Source organism: Mucilaginibacter sp. SJ (genome assembly GCF_028993635.1).
Classification (GTDB): Bacteria; Bacteroidota; Bacteroidia; order Sphingobacteriales; family Sphingobacteriaceae; genus Mucilaginibacter.
In genome coordinates this window covers 3,623,319-3,641,891 of sequence record NZ_CP118631.1, presented here as the reverse complement: position 1 = coordinate 3,641,891, position 18,573 = coordinate 3,623,319, and the positions used below count along the sequence as shown (strand labels likewise).

15 protein-coding genes are annotated in these 18,573 nt (G+C 44.4%); 7 read left to right on the top strand and 8 right to left on the bottom strand.

All coding sequences use genetic code 11. The features are described 5' to 3' along the window. Positions 1–8 precede the first annotated feature (8 nt). Genes MusilaSJ_RS14575 through MusilaSJ_RS14560 form a run of 4 tightly spaced genes read left to right on the top strand, consistent with a single transcriptional unit; the run spans position 9 to position 4,707 of the window. Complete coding sequence (locus MusilaSJ_RS14575) at positions 9–971, top strand: ABC transporter ATP-binding protein (RefSeq protein ID WP_274985690.1); 963 nt, start codon at positions 9–11, stop codon at positions 969–971. Next, entirely contained in the window at positions 964–2,535 is a 1,572-nt protein-coding gene (locus MusilaSJ_RS14570; protein WP_274985689.1) for an ABC transporter permease/substrate-binding protein, read from the top strand. Before MusilaSJ_RS14575 ends, MusilaSJ_RS14570 begins: the two co-directional genes overlap by 8 nt. 5 nt (positions 2,536–2,540) lie before the next feature. After that, positions 2,541–3,692 carry an ergothioneine biosynthesis protein EgtB gene (gene egtB / locus MusilaSJ_RS14565; RefSeq protein ID WP_274985688.1) on the top strand — a complete coding sequence of 384 codons (1,152 nt, stop codon included), beginning with the start codon at positions 2,541–2,543 and terminating at the stop codon, positions 3,690–3,692. Between the two features lie 25 nt (positions 3,693–3,717). Beyond that, the gene (locus MusilaSJ_RS14560) at positions 3,718–4,707 is read left to right on the top strand and encodes an L-histidine N(alpha)-methyltransferase (protein WP_274985687.1); all 990 of its coding nucleotides are present in this window, start codon (positions 3,718–3,720) and stop codon (positions 4,705–4,707) included. Positions 4,708–4,799: 92 nt separating this feature from the next. Here the strand turns inward: MusilaSJ_RS14560 and MusilaSJ_RS14555 are convergent, their stop codons facing one another. Then, entirely contained in the window at positions 4,800–5,621 is an 822-nt protein-coding gene (locus tag MusilaSJ_RS14555) for a phytanoyl-CoA dioxygenase family protein (protein WP_274985686.1), read from the bottom strand. A gap of 124 nt (positions 5,622–5,745) precedes the next feature. On the opposite strand from MusilaSJ_RS14555, the gene MusilaSJ_RS14550 reads away from it, so the two are divergent. Continuing rightward, positions 5,746–6,639: an AraC family transcriptional regulator gene (locus MusilaSJ_RS14550; RefSeq protein WP_274985685.1), complete on the top strand. Its 894-nt coding sequence runs from the start codon at positions 5,746–5,748 to the stop codon at positions 6,637–6,639. A gap of 98 nt (positions 6,640–6,737) precedes the next feature. On the opposite strand, the gene MusilaSJ_RS14545 is transcribed toward MusilaSJ_RS14550, so the two are convergent. Genes MusilaSJ_RS14545 through MusilaSJ_RS14530 form a run of 4 tightly spaced genes read right to left on the bottom strand, consistent with a single transcriptional unit; the run spans position 6,738 to position 9,423 of the window. Next, entirely contained in the window at positions 6,738–7,394 is a 657-nt protein-coding gene (locus MusilaSJ_RS14545; RefSeq protein WP_090533679.1) for a response regulator transcription factor, read from the bottom strand. 51 nt (positions 7,395–7,445) lie between these two features. Further along, positions 7,446–8,252 (bottom strand): sensor histidine kinase, encoded by an 807-nt coding sequence (locus MusilaSJ_RS14540; RefSeq protein ID WP_274985684.1) that lies wholly within the window; start codon positions 8,250–8,252, stop codon positions 7,446–7,448. A gap of 15 nt (positions 8,253–8,267) precedes the next feature. Beyond that, positions 8,268–8,915 (bottom strand): hypothetical protein, encoded by a 648-nt coding sequence (locus MusilaSJ_RS14535; RefSeq protein ID WP_274985683.1) that lies wholly within the window; start codon positions 8,913–8,915, stop codon positions 8,268–8,270. Positions 8,916–8,934: 19 nt separating this feature from the next. Continuing rightward, positions 8,935–9,423 (bottom strand): hypothetical protein, encoded by a 489-nt coding sequence (locus MusilaSJ_RS14530; RefSeq protein ID WP_274985682.1) that lies wholly within the window; start codon positions 9,421–9,423, stop codon positions 8,935–8,937. A gap of 354 nt (positions 9,424–9,777) precedes the next feature. Here MusilaSJ_RS14530 and MusilaSJ_RS14525 point away from each other — a divergent pair, with 354 nt between their 5' ends. Together MusilaSJ_RS14525 and MusilaSJ_RS14520 are read left to right on the top strand one after the other, a co-directional pair. Beyond that, entirely contained in the window at positions 9,778–10,719 is a 942-nt protein-coding gene (locus MusilaSJ_RS14525) for a hypothetical protein (RefSeq protein ID WP_274985681.1), read from the top strand. A gap of 285 nt (positions 10,720–11,004) precedes the next feature. Next, positions 11,005–12,846, top strand: coding sequence for a hypothetical protein (locus MusilaSJ_RS14520; protein WP_274985680.1), 1,842 nt, complete (start codon positions 11,005–11,007; stop codon positions 12,844–12,846). Positions 12,847–12,906: 60 nt separating this feature from the next. Here the strand turns inward: MusilaSJ_RS14520 and MusilaSJ_RS14515 are convergent, their stop codons facing one another. The 3 genes from MusilaSJ_RS14515 to metH all read right to left on the bottom strand — a co-directional run bounded on the left by MusilaSJ_RS14515 (position 12,907) and on the right by metH (position 18,549). Then, entirely contained in the window at positions 12,907–13,464 is a 558-nt protein-coding gene (locus MusilaSJ_RS14515) for a hypothetical protein (protein WP_274985679.1), read from the bottom strand. Positions 13,465–13,658: 194 nt separating this feature from the next. Next, positions 13,659–14,615, bottom strand: coding sequence for a methylenetetrahydrofolate reductase (locus tag MusilaSJ_RS14510; RefSeq protein ID WP_091173421.1), 957 nt, complete (start codon positions 14,613–14,615; stop codon positions 13,659–13,661). 229 nt (positions 14,616–14,844) lie between these two features. Then, positions 14,845–18,549 carry a methionine synthase gene (metH, locus tag MusilaSJ_RS14505; RefSeq protein WP_274985678.1) on the bottom strand — a complete coding sequence of 1,235 codons (3,705 nt, stop codon included), beginning with the start codon at positions 18,547–18,549 and terminating at the stop codon, positions 14,845–14,847. Positions 18,550–18,573 lie beyond the last annotated feature (24 nt).

Sequence of the window (18,573 nt, the reverse complement as noted above, 5' to 3'; positions counted from 1 at the left end):
CGGCGCGCATGATCAAGGTTGATAAGGTAAGCAAATATTTTGGTGGGGTTAAAGCAGTTGATGGGGTATCTTTCGAGGTAGGGGAGCAGGAGAACCTCATTTTGTTGGGCACCAGCGGCTGCGGTAAAACCACCACGCTAAAAATGATCAACCGGCTTATTGAGCCAACAAGCGGCATAATCTACATGAATGATAAAAACATCATGGAGCAGCAGCCTGAAAACCTGCGCCGCGGAATTGGCTACGTATTGCAAAATAACGGCTTGTTTCCTCATTATACGGTTGCTCAAAATATAGCGGTTGTTCCTAACCTGTTAAAATGGGATAAGCAGAAAACTGAAAAGCGCACGGCCGAGCTAATGGAAAAACTCCACCTCGATGCTTCGTATCTGAACATTTACCCTAACGAATTGAGCGGTGGCCAGCAGCAGCGCATTGGTTTGGCAAGAGCATTGGTGTCGGATCCGCCGGTGTTGCTGATGGATGAGCCTTTTGGCGCGCTGGATAATGTAACCCGCTCAAAAATTCATGCCGAATTTAAAGCCCTCGATGAGCTGAAGCGCAAAACCATCATCATGGTAACGCATGACGTGCAGGAAGCTTTTGAACTGGGTGACAGGATCTGCCTGATGGATAAAGGAAAAATTGTACAGTCGGGCACACCTGCTCAATTGCTTTTTAATCCTGTCAATGATTTTGTAAAGGATTTTCTGAAACATCAGCGGTTGCAGCTGGAATTTAAGGCGATTAAACTGATTGACCTTTGGGAGTTGTTACCAGAGTTGAACAAAGAAGCAAAAGCTTCGTCATTTGAAGCTGGTATTAACCTGTGGGAAGCCCTGGAGAGTTTTAAATTTAATAACGGCGAAACCATTAATATCAGCAAAGATCAAAACCAGATTAAAACTGTAAGCTTTGAACAACTGATGACGGCCTTTTATCAATATAAAAACCATCAGGCCCATGAATGAGCAACAGCAAACTTTATGGCAGTTTATGCAGCAGCAGGCCGGCAAGTTGCAGGAGCAAACACTGCAGCATATCGGGCTTACTTTTATTTCGTTGTGCATAGCTGTATTGGTTGGCTTGCCGCTGGGCATTCTTATCGTTCGTAAAAAACAATTATCAGGCATAGTTTTAGGGATTGCAGGGGTATTACAAACTATCCCCAGTATAGCCCTGCTTGGTTTCATGATCCCGCTTTTGGGGATCGGCCCTAAGCCAGCCATTGTTGCATTATTGCTATATGCACTTTTACCCATTATCCGCAACACCTACACGGGCATTTTAGGGGTTGATGCGTCGGTTAAAGAAGCTGCTGTTGCTATGGGGATGAGCAAATGGCAAATACTGTTTAAGGTAGAATTGCCCCTGGCTATGCCGGTAATATTTGCGGGCATCCGTACCGCTACGGTGATCAACGTAGGTGTGGCAACGCTGGCTTCGCTCATTGCAGCCGGTGGTTTGGGCGAGTTTATTTTCGGTGGGATCTCACTTAATAATACCAATATGATCCTGGCGGGAGCAATCCCATCGGCCTTGCTTGCTGTTATTTTTGATTTATTACTGTCGATGGTGCAGAAGGTCAGCTTTAAAAAGCTTAAACGGGTGGTATATGTATTTCCGGTATTGCTGGTAGTATTCTGCCTGTTCTATATCATCCCGGCCAAATCAAAAGGAAAGCTTACCGCGGGCTTTACGCCCGAGTTTATGGGCCGCCAGGATGGCGACCTCGGCCTTAGGAGCAAATACGGCTTAAAGATCCATACTATCGTAATCAGTGATGCTGTAATGTATAAGGCTGCATTTGAAAAGCACCTGGATGTAATTAGTGGCTATTCAACCGATGGCAGGCTAAAAGCTTACGATTTGGTTGTACTGGATGATGATAAGCACATTTTTCCGCCATACTATGCGGCGCCAATTGTGCGCGATGATGTCCTGAAAAAATTTCCTGACCTTGAGCCGACATTAAATCTGCTTTCGGGCAAAATAAATGATTCAGTCATGACGGTTTTAAATTACCGTACCGACTATCTTCACCAAAGCCCCGAGCGTGTTGCTAAGGATTTTTTGGTTGCCAATAAATTATGGCGACCCGAGCGGGGCGGGAGCGATGGCATAGTGCGGATAGGTTCAAAGATATTTGGTGAACAATACATCCTGGCCAATATGTACAGCATGCTGATAAAGGGTTATACAGATCATGATGTATCAACCAAAACAGGCCTTGGCGGCACCAAAATTTGTTTTGACGCGCTAACCAATAACCAGATAGATTTTTACCCCGAATACACGGGGACGGGTTTGCTGGCTATTTTACAGGCATCGCCAAAAACGGTTAATGAGGTAACAGTAAACAGGGATAGCACATACAATTATGTACAACACCAGTTTGAAAGCAGGTATCAAATTAAATGGCTTAAACCCATTGGTTTTAACAACGCTTACGCTTTAATGATGCGGCAGCAGCAGGCCAGGCAATTGGGTATTAAAACAATTTCAAACTTAAAACAGTTTTTGGATAAGAAATAACATCGATGGATTTAATAGCCCGGTACAAAGAGGTACGCCAACGTACAGAAAAAATTTGCTCGTATTTGCAAACCGAAGACTATGTGGTACAGCCTGTGGTGGACGTTAGTCCGCCTAAATGGCATATCGGGCACGTTACCTGGTTTTTTGAAACGTTTATCCTTAAGCCCTACTTCATGGGTTACAAGGAATATAATCCTGATTATAACTTCGTTTTTAATAGCTACTACGAAACTGTAGGCACACGCGTGATCCGTACCGACCGCGGCAACCTGAGCCGCCCAACGGTTATTGAAATTTACAGTTACCGTAAATATGTTGACGAGGCCATGGAGGGCTTTTTATGCGGCGAAGTAAGCGACGATGTTAAAGAACTCCTTATTCTCGGTTTTAACCACGAAGAGCAGCACCAGGAGCTTTTAATGACCGATATTAAATTCATACTGGGCCATAATCCGTTGTTTCCTGCCTATAATAAAAATTATACAGCGCCTCGTATTGATGAAGGGGAGGATGATGCTTTTATCAGCATGGATGAAGGCATTTATGAAATAGGCTTTAACGGCGATGGATTTTGTTTTGATAATGAACTCAACCGGCATAAAGTATACCTCAATGCCTATGAAATAAGTCCCAAACTGGTAACCAATGCCGAATACCAGGAGTTTATTAACAGCGGCGGTTATCATGATTTCCGGCACTGGCATGCCGAAGGCTGGGATTGGGTAAAAACCAATAAGGTTGAAGCTCCGTTGTATTGGCACTTGGTAGATAATGAATGGCATAACTATACCTATCACGGCTTAGAGCCGCTGCATTTAAAAGATCCCGTTACACATATCAGCTATTTTGAAGCCTATGCTTACGCTTCGTGGAAGGGCTTGAGATTGCCAACGGAGTTTGAATGGGAAGCGGCATCCTCGAAATTTAACTGGGGGCGCCGCTGGGAATGGACTGAAAGTTCCTACCTTCCTTACCCGGGTTTTGCCAAAGCGCCGGGTGCCATAGGCGAATACAATGGCAAGTTTATGGTTAATCAGAAAGTGCTGCGCGGCGCGTCAGAAGTTACGCCTCCGGGTCATAGTCGTGCAACTTATCGCAATTTTTTTCAGACAAATTTACGATGGCAATTTACTGGCATAAGACTTGCGAGGTAAATTGACACAAAAAACCACCACATCTATGAACCAAGCCTTTACACCAACAGCCGTAAATTGTGACATAAGCGCCGAAAACAGGCAGTTTTATGCCGACGTTGTGGCGGGGTTGCAGGCGGAGCCAAAGCACCTCAATTCAAAGTATTTTTATGATGCCAATGGCGATAAGCTGTTTCAGGAGCTCATGAACTGCCCTGAATATTATCCAACCAATTGCGAGCTGGAGATCTTTTCAGAAAAAACTGCCGAAATCTGCGATGCGTTGATTGCCGGTGGCGATGCTTTTGACCTGATAGAGCTTGGTGCCGGCGATGCCACAAAATCCTCTTACCTGCTTAAATATCTGCTGAATAAAAAAGCTGATTTTACTTATTTGCCTATTGATATCTCAGATAATGTAATATCATATCTCAATATAACCCTGCCCGTAACTTTGCCCGGCTTAAAGATCACCGGACTAAATGGCGAATATTTTGAGATGCTGAAAAAGGCCGCCGCTATTTCACCAAGGCGTAAAGTGGTGCTGTTTTTAGGTTCAAACATTGGCAATATGCCACTTAACGGAGCGATTGACTTTTGCCGCGAATTAAGAAATAACCTGTCAGAAGGAGACATGGTACTGATTGGCATGGACCTGAAAAAAGATCCGCGAGTTATCCTTGCAGCTTATAATGACAAAGATGGTATTACCCGCGAGTTTAATCTCAACCTGCTTCGTCGCATTAACCGCGAGCTGCATGCTAATTTTGATATAAGCAAGTTTGAACACTATCCAACCTACGATCCTGAAACCGGGGCGTGCAAAAGTTACCTCATTAGTTTAGAGGATCAGCAGGTGAGCATCGGGAACGAAAAAATAGATTTCAGGAAGGATGAATACATCTACATGGAGATCTCCCAAAAGTTTACCCTTATGCAAACCGATCAGATAGCCATAAACACAGGCTTTCAGCCGGTAGGCCAGTTTTTTGATACCAAAAAATGGTTTATTGACGCGGTTTGGGTAGCGGCGTGACCGTTGATTGATAATAATTACGTTGATTTCGCTGATGCTTTAATATGTTCAGGAGATCAACGTAATCAGTGCAATCAAAAATCATCAGCGGTTCATAGCAGCTTCGGGTTCAACTCCGAGTCAATCAGATCCCCGATTGGTTTACCCATCAGCCATTTATGGTGATCATTTTTTTGCCATTCGTTTTTGTAAGGGGTAACGCGGGCACCATCGGCTACATAAATGATGGTCATGATCTCGCGCATTTTGTTTGAGTTGTTGCCGGGGGCATTGTGGATGGTGAAGCCCCGGTGCCAGGTTGCGTCGCCGGCCTTCATAGTTTGGGCGCGGGTTATCTCAAATCCTTTCTCTTTCACATACTCATCAAACGCCGATTCCGATTCGTCAGAAATTTCATGGTTAAATACAGCGCCGTTAACGTATGAGCCCGAGGCGAAGGTTAGCATGCCCATGTTTACGTCAATATCAACCAGCGGCATCCAAAGGGTTACCGTGTTGTTGGTATCGATAGGCCAGTAGTACTGGTCCTGGTGCCATGGGGTAGGGCCACCGCCGGGTTCTTTAAATAAGGCCTGGTCATGATAAATGCGTACGTTTTCAACCCCCATCAGGTCGGCGGCAATTTTGGCCAGGCGTTTGGCCATTACAAACGTTTTAACATCCTCATCAACCCGCCAAAGGTTCATGATCTGTAAAAAGGCTTTTCCGTAAGTGTCCCGTTCGTCCAGTTTGCGCTTTTCGGTGTTGTACCTGTCGGCCGCGCCAACAATTACTGGGCGATAGGCTGCAATTTCATCTTTTGTAAGCACTTCGTGTACAAGGGTATGGCCTTTTTCACGAAATTCCTTAATATTGTGATTGGATAGTTTTATAAAATTATCAAGTGACGGTAAATGAGCGATCTGGGTATCCATAGTTTTTAGGTTTATATTTCAAAGTAAACTTATCTTTAGTTGAAAAAAAATGAAATGAATGGTACATTTATGGATGATTTTATCCGTAATTTGAATTAGAATTTTATTTACGTTAAAATATGCAATGATAAAAGCGTCGTACGAAGTTCTTCAGCCTACAAATACACAATCATTTCTTGTACGGAAATTTGATAAGCTGGCATTTGATGCCCCCTATCATTTTCACGAGGAATATGAATTGACATGTATTATCAGCGGCACCGGCAAACGCTATGTTGGCAGCCACATGGAAGATTTTGCGTCCGGCGATCTGGTATTGCTTGGTTCCAACCTGCCGCATTGCTGGAAACTTGAGCCAAATGAAACAGTGCTTCGCGAGGCAAGCGCCGTGGTGATCCAGTTTAATGATGCTTTTTTGGGCGAGGAATTTTTTAACAAATTTGAGCTTCAGCTCATCAAAAAACTTTTTCAGCAAAGCGGGTGCGGGGTGTCATTTTATGGCGAAACGCGTACCGAGGTTAACAAACTGCTGCTTAGCCTGGTTGAAGAGAAAAGCAATTTCAGGATGCTGATAGGTTTGCTTGAGATCCTGCACCGTATGGCTTCATCAGAAGAGTACGTGCTGCTCGATCAGCACCGGATCATAGGCGAGCGCTCAAATACCGAACGTGAGCGCATTAACCCGGTATTTGCTTACCTGGTTGAAAATTTCAGAAAACACGTATCATTAGATAAAGCGGCCGGTATTGCCAATATGACCCCGAATGCTTTTTGCAAATACTTTAAAAAAGTTACCCGCAAAACATTCATGGAAACTATAATTGAGTATCGCCTTAATTATGCCATACAACAACTGGTGCAAACAGATAAGCCTATTTCAGAGATCTCCTATGAGAGTGGCTTTGGCGACGTATCGCATTTTTATAAAATGTTTAAAGCCAAAATGAACCTGAGCCCGCTTAATTACCGCAAAAGGTTTATGCGCAACCTGGCCGGCGATAAAAAGCTATCAGCGTAATTAAGTATTAAGTCGGAAGTCTTTAGTCAGAAGTCGGTCAGGCCTTATACTTCTTACTTATAATTAATGACTTAAGACTTACAACTTAGGACTGACGACTAATTTACACTAATAATACCACGCTTAATAGCGTAAATAACCAATCCTACTAAATTTTTCGATCCGGTTTTTTCAAACAGCCTTGCGCGGTAACCTTCAACAGTGCGCACACTCAGGAAAATTTTATCCGCTATCTCCTGGTTGGAGCATTCCTGGCAAACCAATTTAAGCACTTCAATTTCGCGCTCGTTAAGGTCGGTTTTGTTATTGGGGATATTATCGGCGTGGTCGTTGCCTACCAGCTGTTTGATGAGCGTTATAGAAAGATGTTCATTAAAATAAAAACCTTTGTTATAAACGGTTGATACAGCCTCGATGATCTCTTCCGGTTCGGCGTTTTTAAGCAGGTAGCCCGATGCGCCGGCCTTCATCATATCCACAATGTATTTATCTTCATTAAACATAGATAATGCCAGGATCTTAATGTCCTTAAAGTGCTGATGAACATAGGTAGCGGTTTGAATGCCGTCCATCTCGGGCATTTTAATATCCATCAATATAACATCGGGGGTTTTGTCGGTCAATAAGCCTATCAGCTCTTTGCCGTTCGAAGCTTCGAGTACCAGCTCAAAACCTCCGCAATCTTCAAGGGTAGCTTTTAAACCATTTCTGAAAATTTTATGGTCGTCTACTATACCTAATTTAATTGGCCCCATAGGTTGTTAACAAGATTGAAATTATCAATAAATATAAACTATTGATTTTAACTATGCTACTTTTAATTTAATGATACTGATTGCCCCGCTAAGCGGTTTGCTGTACGTATTTATTTCGCCATTAATGAGTTGCACGCGGCTTTGTAAATTTTTAAGACCGAAACCCTGCTTAACATCGCCCATATTAAAGCCTTTGCCGTTATCCTTAAACTCCATAATGAGGTAACCGGCTTGTAAGGCCATATTAAGGTTTATCACCGTAGCTTCCGAGTGTTTGATAGCATTACCAAACAACTCCTGGGCTATGCGGTACAGTGCCAGTTCAATTTCATTAGAGAAGCGCTTATCGGCAAAATTTTTAGTGAAATTAACTTTGATATGGGTATTGTTTTCCACCTTGGTGCACAGCGCCTCAACAGCAATCAGCAGTCCATAGTCGGTAAGTATAGGGGGCAGCACATTTTGTATAATGTTCCGGATCTCCTGGATGCACTCATCGGCCAGTTTGCGGGTATCTATCAGCAGGGGTTGGCTTACCTCGCTCACGCAGTTCTTATCAAGCCGGTGTAGGTTAAGCTTGATTGCCGAAAGCACCTGGCCAACACTATCATGCAGGTCTTCGGCCAGGCGCCTGCGTTCACTTTCCTGAGTTTCAAAAACGGCGTTCATGAGGTCGGTTTGCCTTGCATCATGCATGGCGCGTAGCTCTGCCTGGTTTTTTAGCATCCTCCGCTGGTAAATAATCACGAAGAAAAATAAAAAGCCGATCAATATAACAACCACGAGTGTCCCGATGATGAGTACCGGGATTAGGCCATTTTGGGTTATCTCTAAAATAGGGCTGTTATACATGATCATAATGTGCAAACCTGCTTATGCCTTTTTTTGTGGCTTGCAAAGTAATGCAACGGAGTATATTAGATTCGTAATAATATTAGTTATGCTAAAGATAACATAATAATCTGCTTTATCCTTATCAGGTATCTTGCTAAAAAGCATAAATAAAAAGATATTTACTGCTGAGTAAAATAGCACGCCTGAATTAAACCAAAATAAACCTTGTTTTTCAATATGAATAAAGGTTTGTGGATTTAAAAGTTGATAGAAGTATATAAGCGATAATACTATTAGTAAAAGACTTGATGCTGTATTTGAAACCGATGGATAATCAAACAAATTTTTGGCGTTATATAATACTACTGCCACTGTTATAGCTGCGAGTAATACAACTATCTTCTTTAGAAAAGACTTTGAAAGCAGTTTATAATACATCAAGCCAAAGAATCCTATTGTTAGGATAACATATACGTGGAGTAATGGATTAGTGTTTAAGGGATGTCCGGTATGTGGCTTGAATTGATATGACAACCACATCGACCAGTCAAATAAGGCTGATATCAATAAAAACAAAGCTAACAATTTCATTAAGCTGTCAAGATGCTTGTAGTTATGCGCCGCTGCCAGCAACGGGAATAGACCGGACATGACCGATATATTCATTAATAAAACGCTTACAAGCATGTGATTAGAATAATTAATATTAGTCTTTAGTCAAAATATTTTGCGGACAGCCAGCAGTACCAGGACATGGCACGGCCTGTTCACCAACAATATTGTCATTTTCGGCTGTCATAAGTGCGAAGGTTTGAACACCTTTGGCAGACTCTTTAGCCGCTGCTGATTTATTGCCTGGAAGTTGATCCTCTCCATCAGCCGTTACCCCAGTGATTATAAAATGCTGCTGCCCGCTAACATTGGCGATAACAGATAAAAGGAAATTGCTTACAGAAACCCAAAACTTTTGCCAGTTATTAAGCTTTTGATCGTTGGCATAATAAATACGGATGCCCATACAGCCATCCTGCTTTAATATGGTGTTTAATATTTCCTGTCCGAAAAATTGTGATATGATATCTTTTGGATTACGGTGCCTGTGATTCTTTGTCCATTCGGCGGCCAGATTGATATCAATCGGTGCGCCTTCTCTTCCTGTAATGGGTGATGATGGTCTTTTTTCTTGTGTTTCCATAAAAATAATAGCGTGTAGGGATTTTTTTGTATAAAACTAATACTAATAAGTATCTCTTTCAATGAGATGCCCCGGCCATATAGGTTATGATAGGTTTTTGATTTGGTTTTATATTGTTGGTTGTTAGTTAATTACAAATTAGATGCGTTTTATTACCCGCGTATTATACGTATTTTTACGTATCAGAAACTGTAATCTTACGTGGCATGAAATTGCTGGTTATATAGGTCTTTTGTGCTTAAATAATCCTGTTTTTCAGGATGAAAAAAAGTTTTTAATATAATATCTAAATACGGATATTGTTTATTAAATTGCTTTTGATAATAATATTACAAAAACCTAAAACCAAATTTTATGAAACAAGAAATGCTAATTACACAGATCAGCCCTGATCAGGTAGGCGAGTTCATCAGCGAAAGCTTTTATCAAGAGTTAACCGAAAATTTTCAGCAAAAATTCCCTACAGAAGTTAAATCGGTAATGCTTAGCCGCACAGCTGTTGAAACTGTATTGAATGGTGAAAACATATCCGGTATCAAGTTTATGAACGGCCTTGAAGATGCCAATGATCCGTCATCAAGAATGTTGGTACTGATCCCTTGTAATTACACCGTAACTGCCAGTTTGCCCAACTCTATTATCAACCAGCATGGTTTTATGACCAATACTGGCGAAACTATTTCGCTCGAAAGAACTTGGCAGGTGTTGTTTAATCATGTGCTTAATTTTAAAAAGCTGGATCCGGTTATGGGTTATACCCAAATTAACCGCGGATCATTCATGGGTAGGGTACGATTGTCCGAATTTTTAAAGAATACTGCTTGTGATGATTTTATTTATCATTTTGGGCACCTGATGGAAGAAAATCTACCTTATAAGCTTATTATTCAGCCATCAGATGGTATGAGAATGTATGTGGAGCAAGCTATGCCCTGCCCGGGCACTGCTGGTTGTCCCGCTGTTACGACTTCAAATGATCCATGCGCACTTACCCGTATTACAACTACCATGTTAGGCACAGAAGCCGAAGGTCAGTTAAATACACTGCGCGCGTTCCGCGATAAAATACTAACCGATAAGTTGAGTGGTGTGGAAGTTGAGAAATATTACACCATTTCTGCATCGCTGCTGGAAGCTATTGACAAGACACCAAACCAAGAGGCGATATTTAAAGGCCTGTACGATAAATATATTGCTACTTCGCTTAACGCAATAAACCAAAATGATGAGGAAACTGCATTCCTCGTGTTTCAGGAAGCCATGCAGCACCTTACTGAAACGTATCTGTATCAATAACAACCTAAAATGTGATTGCAATGCGTCTTTCCCGCCCGGAAAGGCGCTTTCTTTTTTAAACAGAATTTCCCTTTAAGCGTAATTCTACGTTTGGTTCATGTTGATGATACGCTTTTATATCACGTACAAGCACAGGCTATAATAGCGTACTGGCAACGTTGATTGCGCAGCCGTTTTACTCAAACTTTGACACAGCAAATGAGCTGGATATCAGCCTGCTTGCGGTGGAGTATGCTGAAAATCCAGTTTAAAGAGTAAGCCGGTACAAATACTAATCAAAAACTTATGAACTACATTATTAAAGGGAACCTTCGCGGTTTATTATGTTCAGACTGCGAACTGCCCGTTGCGGGTACATCGGTAAAAGTTTATCGCCCGTCCGATCTGCAAAACGAAACCCGGCTTGCTGTAGCCGATCCCAAACAAACCTTTCACCAGGTAACCGGCGAAGAGCTGAAAGCCAAGGAACGGCTGTTCATCACCCAGGCCGATGTGCAGGAAAATGGTGATTTTACCATCGAAATTGACGGCGCTAAATCCGGCTATGAAGGCGGGAGCATTGATGTGGACTGGTATTGCGGCAATGTACCATTCAAAATCCCGCTGCCTAAAAATGAACCGTTATTACAGTTCCACATTACTACACTGCAACCCCTGTATAAAAGGAGCCCGGAAAATGTCCAATACGCAAGATTTGATTATAAAATAGATTCCAAATGGTTTTGCCGCATCCTTACCTTGTTGGACATTTGGGTAGTTTGCGGTTATGTAAACGATTGTGAAACTCAAAAGCCAATCCCCGGCGTTAAGGTTTTTGCCTATGATGTTGACCTGCTGCAAGACGACTATTTGGGCAACGCCTACACCGATAACAACGGCAAGTTCACTATCGTATACCCTGGCGACAATTTTAGGAAAACCTTATTGCCATGGCTTAATGTAGAATGGCCTGCCGGACCTGATTATTATTTCCGGGTTGAAAGCTCATCAGGTACTGTATTGTTAGCGGAAGACCGCACCCGCGGCCGCCAAAACGACCGGCATAATGCCAACAATTGTTTCTGTGTAAAACTGTGTGTTAAAGGCGGCGGCATTATTACCAGCGATATACCATGGTTTACTTCGGTAGGGAATTTCAGCATTACATCTGATATCGACGGCAGCGGTAAAACCCTCATCAGCAAATTTGGAGCGGGTGGCACAGGTTACGGTTTCTTTGGTTCGGTTAAGCTGGGGGGCTACGCCACCAAGAAAGTGCCCACCGCTCCGGCCAGCCCGCTTTATTACCGCTTTTTGTTTTCTACCGATAACGTGAACTTCAGCCCGGTAACCACCGCCCAGATGGAAACTACAGCCTTAAAAGTCGCCACCCGGCAAATCACCTGGAATGGTACCACCGCATTTCAGGATGTAGTGATCGATATCAATCAACCTGCTTCTGTGCCCGATAGCGTTCCGGCAGATAATTATCCTAACCCGATCCCGGATCATGTGCTGCACCCGGATGTTAACGGCTGGGTACGGGTTGACCAACCCGCGCTTGATAATGGCTTTTATGGCTCGTTGTTTTACTTAAACACAACTACCATCATCGGCGGCGGCGATGCCAGCGCCGGTTTAACACCTGGTTTAGCTGTGCCTGTGGCAGATCAGAAAAACGGCAGAATGTTATACATCCAATTTCAAACTACTGATGATCCGGCTAATCCCGCTTCGCCAAACCTCAACACCCAATCGCTTATCGGCAAAATCTATGTGAATAATTGGAATGAAGTAAACCTGCTTAAACTGGAAGAGCTTTTTGCCGGCGGAGGCAGCGGCTGCACTCCGATAAGCGGAACCGCCCATGCCGATTACACAGTTGATCATGAACTGATTGCCAGCTGGTCGCTGGGTGTATGGTCAAACGCTACGGGTACGGTCAGCGGTCTGCCCAGTGGCACAACTCCGCGTGGAGACGCTAAAAAATTCGACCTGGCCTCACCACCTGCACCTTACGTTTTAACTCCTCCTTTTAGCGCATGGCCCTCATGTGCCTATAGCCTAACCCTGACAACCTATCGCAAATTAACCACCGGCGAAAGTAACGACTGGGGAAAAACGAACCAGGTTATCTTTTGCAAGTAACCTGCATGTGAACGGGGGAAGAGGGTGCCGTTGCATGTCGGCGCCCTCTCATTTAAGCTGTTAAAATAATCTCAGGATATACGAAGCCTCGTACAAAAGGAACACGATCACCAATGCCGCGTGAAAGTTGCGGTTTTCTACCTTAATGGCTATCATGCATAATATAAAATGGCTGATGTTGCGGATAGGATATTCGATATTGTAGTGATGCACATAGCTTGGCCCTTTTATTTCGGTATCAATAATATCGAGAAGGTAACTCGCTCCCAAAATGCTGAAGATCCATTTTCGGCGTGAGTAAAAGTAATCTTTGTAGCCCTGATAGTCTTTCAAATCATCAGGATACAGCAGTGCACAAACGCTGTAATAAGTTACTATGTAGATGATGATGAAAAAGTACTCGGCAAAAAGCCAGTGCTTAATTTCATGCAGGCTAATCTCCCACCACCAAAAGTGCAGCAGTAATATAAATACGTAAAGCGTCCATAGGTTATGCACCCAATAAGGTTTATCCCGGCCGGGATGCTGAATTTGTTTGGCTGCACCTTTAAGCAGGTGGGTAATACTAAGGCCCAATGTAATGCTGATAACAGCCTTGATGTGACTAAAAGTATCCATAAGCAGGTGTTAGATTGATAATTAAAAGTAAATATTTTAATTTATGATTCACAACAAGGGCAAAGGTTTATACGGGAAACGCTGTGAAAAAACATGTCATTGCGAGGAGGTACGACGTGGCAATCGCACACTATACAGGGCGGCTGTGCTTCCGTGCGGTTGCCACGCTACGTTCAATGACATATTGGAGAGGGCTAAAATATCGCCTCAGCAATTCGTTTAGTTGGTCCGGCGTTGCTCATGGTATAAAAGTGCAGTACCGGTGCGCCAAAAGCAATCAATTCTTTACACTGGTTGATCATCCACTCAATACCTACCTCTTTTACATCCTTTTCGGTGGCGCAGGCGTGGATAGCATCGCTCAGGTCTTCCGGAATATCAATATGGAATGTTTTTGACAGCGTAACCAGTTGTTTTGACGATGTGATCGGCTTCAGGCCCGGAATAATAGGCACATTGATGCCATTGGCCCGGCAACCATTTACAAACTCCTTGTATTTACCGATATCAAAAAACATTTGGGTTACAATGAACTGTGCACCCATTTCTACCTTTTGCTTCAGGTATTTAAAGTCGGTTTTAAGGTTCGGGGCTTCAAAATGCTTTTCGGGATAACCGGCAACGCCTATACAGAAGTTTGTTTTGGCTGTATTGCCATGATCTTCGTGCAGGTAGATACCGTTATTAAGGTTTACTACCTGTTGCAATAAATCTGTGGCGTAACAGTGACCGTTAGGCGTAGGCACAAATGATGAATCGCCAAGGCGGGCGTCACCGCGCAATACCAGTACGTTTTCGATGCCTAAAAACTCAAGCTCAATAAGGGCGTTCTCTGTTTCGTCTTTGGTAAAACCGCCGCAAAGCAGGTGGGGTACGGTATCAACCTTATACCTGTTCATGATGGCCGCGCAGATGGCAATAGTGCCCGGACGCTTACGGTACGATAGTTTCTCGAGCAGACCACTTGGATGCTGCTTGTAAATAAAATCCTCGCGCAGGGTAGTCACATCAATAAACGGAGGTTTAAACTCCATCAGCGGATCGATAGCATTATAAATGCCCTGGATGCTCTGCCCCTTTAAAGGCGGGATCAGTTCAAAAGAAAAAAGTGTTTTGCCGTTGGCGTTTGCTATATGTTCAGGTATTTTCATTTGCCCCTAACCCCCTAAAGGGGGGATTTTTTATTTAAGTTTTATAATATACTTTTTTTAATTCCCCTCTTGAGAGGGGGCGCGGTGGATTTGTGTGTTGGCAGGGGTGTGTTATGCGCTGTTTATTATCGCTTTGTTAACACACCCCTCCACCCCTCTCAAGAGGGGAATCGCACAAGCCCTGCGCTTTTTCGCTTCTTCCCTTACTCCCCCTTTACGGGCCGGGGGGCTAATAATTAATATTCGGCCCTAACCATCTTTCCACATCCTCCAATGGCATTTGTTTACGGATAGCGTAATCCTCCACCTGATCCTTACTGATTTTACCCAAGCCAAAATATCTTGCCTGCGGATGTGCGAAGTAGAAACCGCTTACTGAAGCGGCCGGCAGCATGGCCAGGCTTTCGGTAAGGTGCATGTGTGCATTATCTTCTGCTTTTAGCAATTCAAACAGGGTAGTTTTTTCGGTATGGTCCGGGCAGGCGGGATAGCCTGGTGCGGGGCGGATGCCCTGGTACTCTTCCTTGATCAGGTCGGCATTGCTTAGCTGTTCGCCTTTGGCATAGCCCCAGTATTCTTTACGTACCAGTTCGTGCATTTTTTCGGCAAAAGCTTCGGCAAGGCGGTCGGCAAGGGCTTTGGTCATAATGCTGTTATAGTCGTCATGGTCAGCCTCAAACTCAGCAACCAATTCATCACAACCCAAACCGGTTGTTACCGCAAAGCCGCCGAAATAATCAGGCACACCGCTTTCTTTTGGTGCGATAAAATCTGACAAGGCATAATACGGATCGTTCTTCACCTTTTCGGCCTGCTGGCGAAGGGTATGGATCCGATTTAAAACGGTTGTACGACTTTCATCGGTATATAATTCGATATCATCGCCAACCGCATTGGCCGGCCAAAAGGCTATTACACCTTTAGCAGTGAATAACTTCTCGTCAACAATACGTTTCATCAGCACCTGCGCGTCGTCAAACAGCTTTTTAGCTTCAACGCCTACAAACTTATCATCAAAGATCTTCGGATAGCTGCCGCGAAGTTCCCAGGTATGGAAAAACGGCGTCCAGTCGATATAAGGCAGCAACTCTTCCAGCGGGAAATTCTCAAACACTTTGGTTCCAGTAAAAGCAGGTTTGGGCGCTACATCGCCGTCCAGGCTGATCTGGAATTTTCCCGCGCGGGCCTCTTCGATAGTGACAAAGCGCTTGTCTGATTTTTTATTGGCATGCGCCTCGCGGGCTTTGGCGTATTCGTCTTTAATGCTTTGGATGTAGGCATCGCGGTTATCCTTACTCATGAGGTTGCTGCACACGGTAACGCTGCGCGATGCATCCAATACATGGATAGCAGCGCCTGAGTATTGCGGCGCGATTTTTACAGCAGCGTGAATGCGTGATGTTGTAGCGCCGCCAACAATGAGCGGAATGGTAAATCCCTCACGCTCCATTTCTTTGGCAAAATGCACCATTTCATCCAACGATGGGGTGATCAATCCACTCAAGCCTATGATATCAACGTTTTGCTTTTTAGCCTCCTCAATAATGCGTTGAGCAGGAACCATTACCCCGAGATCGATCACCTCAAAGTTATTACAAGCCAGTACCACACCTACTATATTCTTGCCGATGTCATGCACATCGCCTTTAACCGTGGCCATTAACACCTTACCGGCATTGGCACGCTGATCGGCATTGGCGTTGTTCTTTTTTTCTTCCTCAATAAAAGGCAGCAGATAGGCCACAGCCTTTTTCATTACACGGGCCGATTTTACTACCTGCGGTAAAAACATTTTACCGGCACCGAACAGATCGCCCACGATGTTCATGCCATCCATCAGCGGGCCTTCAATCACCTCAAGTGGCTTATTGTAGGCCTGGCGGGCTTCCTCCACATCATCGTCGAGGTATTCAACAATACCTTTTACCAGCGAGTGGGAGAGCCGCTCCTGGACCGTGCCTTTGCGCCATTCCTCGTCACGCACTACTTCTTTGCCTTTACTTTTGATGGTATCGGCAAACTCAACCAAACGCTCGGTAGCATCCGGGCGACGGTTAAGCAGTACGTCCTCCACCAGTTCCAACAGGTTTTTAGGGATTTCCTCATAAACTTCCAGCATCCCGGCGTTTACGATCCCCATATCCATACCCGCTTTGATGGCGTGGTACAGGAAAGCCGAGTGCATGGCCTCGCGTACCGTATTATTACCCCTGAATGAGAATGAAATATTACTCACACCGCCGCTCACCTTGGCATGCGGCAGGTTTTGTTTGATCCAGCGGGTGGCTTCAATAAAGTCGACGGCGTAGTTGTTGTGTTCTTCCAAACCGGTGGCTACGGTAAGGATGTTAGGATCGAAAATAATATCCTGCGGTGGAAAACCAACCTCGTTCACCAGGATATCGTATGATCGTTTACAGATCTCGATCCGGCGTTCGTATGAATCAGCCTGCCCAGTCTCATCAAAAGCCATCACCACAGTTGCGGCGCCATAACTTAGGATCTTACGGGCATGTTCTTTAAATTTTTCCTCCCCTTCTTTCAAAGAGATGGAGTTTACGATGCCTTTTCCCTGTACGCATTTTAAACCAGCCTCAATCACCGTCCATTTGGATGAATCGATCATGATAGGCAGTTTGGCGATATCGGGCTCGGAAGCAACCAGGTTCAGGAATTTCACCATCACCGCTTCCGAATCGATCATCCCCTCATCCATATTGATATCGATGACCTGGGCGCCGCCTTCAACCTGTTGCAGGGCGACAGATAGGGCAGCTTCGTAATCCTCGGCCAAAATCAATTTAGAAAACTTAGGTGAACCGGTAATGTTGGTGCGTTCGCCCACGTTTACAAAAATGCTTTCGGGTTTAATGGTAACCGCTTCCAGACCACTCAGGCGCATATCCTGCTCAATTTGAGGGATAGGGCGGGGCGGATATTTGGCAGCCTTATCGGCAATACATTTGATGTGCTCGGGGGTAGTGCCACAACAACCACCAACAATATTAACCAGGCCGGCTTTGATAAAATCGTCAACCTGGTGAGCGGTTTCATGCGGAGTTTCGTCGTACTGGCCAAACTCGTTGGGTAAGCCTGCGTTAGGATAGGCGGAGATAAATACCCCCGCTTTTTCTGATAACTCGGCAAGGTGCGGGCGCATTTCCCTGGCACCTAAAGCGCAATTTAAGCCTACCGAAAGCAGGTTGGCATGGCTTATCGAGTTCCAGAAAGCTTCAACCGTTTGTCCTGAAAGGGTACGGCCTGAAGCATCGGTAATGGTTCCTGAGATCATGATACCGCCCGAATCCCTGAAAGCAGGAAAATCCTTACCTGCAGCTTTACATTCCAGCTCATAACGTTTTATGGCGAAGAGGGCTGCTTTTGCATTCAGTGTATCAAAGATAGTTTCAACCAACAACAGGTGCGATCCTCCGTCAACCAAACCGCGTACCTGGTCATAGTAGGCCTCGGCCAGGTCATCAAAGGTAACGGCGCGATATCCGGGGTCGTTAACGTCTGGCGATAAGGAAGCAGTACGGTTGGTTGGGCCGATGGCACCGGCAACAAAGCGCGGCTTTTCGGGGTTGCGCCGGGTATATTCGTCGGCTACCTCACGGGCAATGCGTGCACCTTCGTAGCTTAGTTCATAGGCCAGTTCTTCCAGGTGATAATCGGCAAGGGAAATTACCTGTGTGCTGAAGGTATTGGTTTCAATGATATCCGCACCGGCATCCAGGTATTCGGCATGGATGGCTTTGATAATATCGGGGCGTGTAATATTTAGCAGGTCGTTATTGCCCTGCAGATCGCTATGATGATCGCGAAAACGCTCGCCACGAAAATCTTTCTCCGTGAGCTGGTACCTTTGGATCATGGTACCCATTGCTCCGTCAATAACCAGGATGCGTTTCTGTAATTCTTTTCTAATGTCCATTGTTTGATTTCACCGATTTTTATT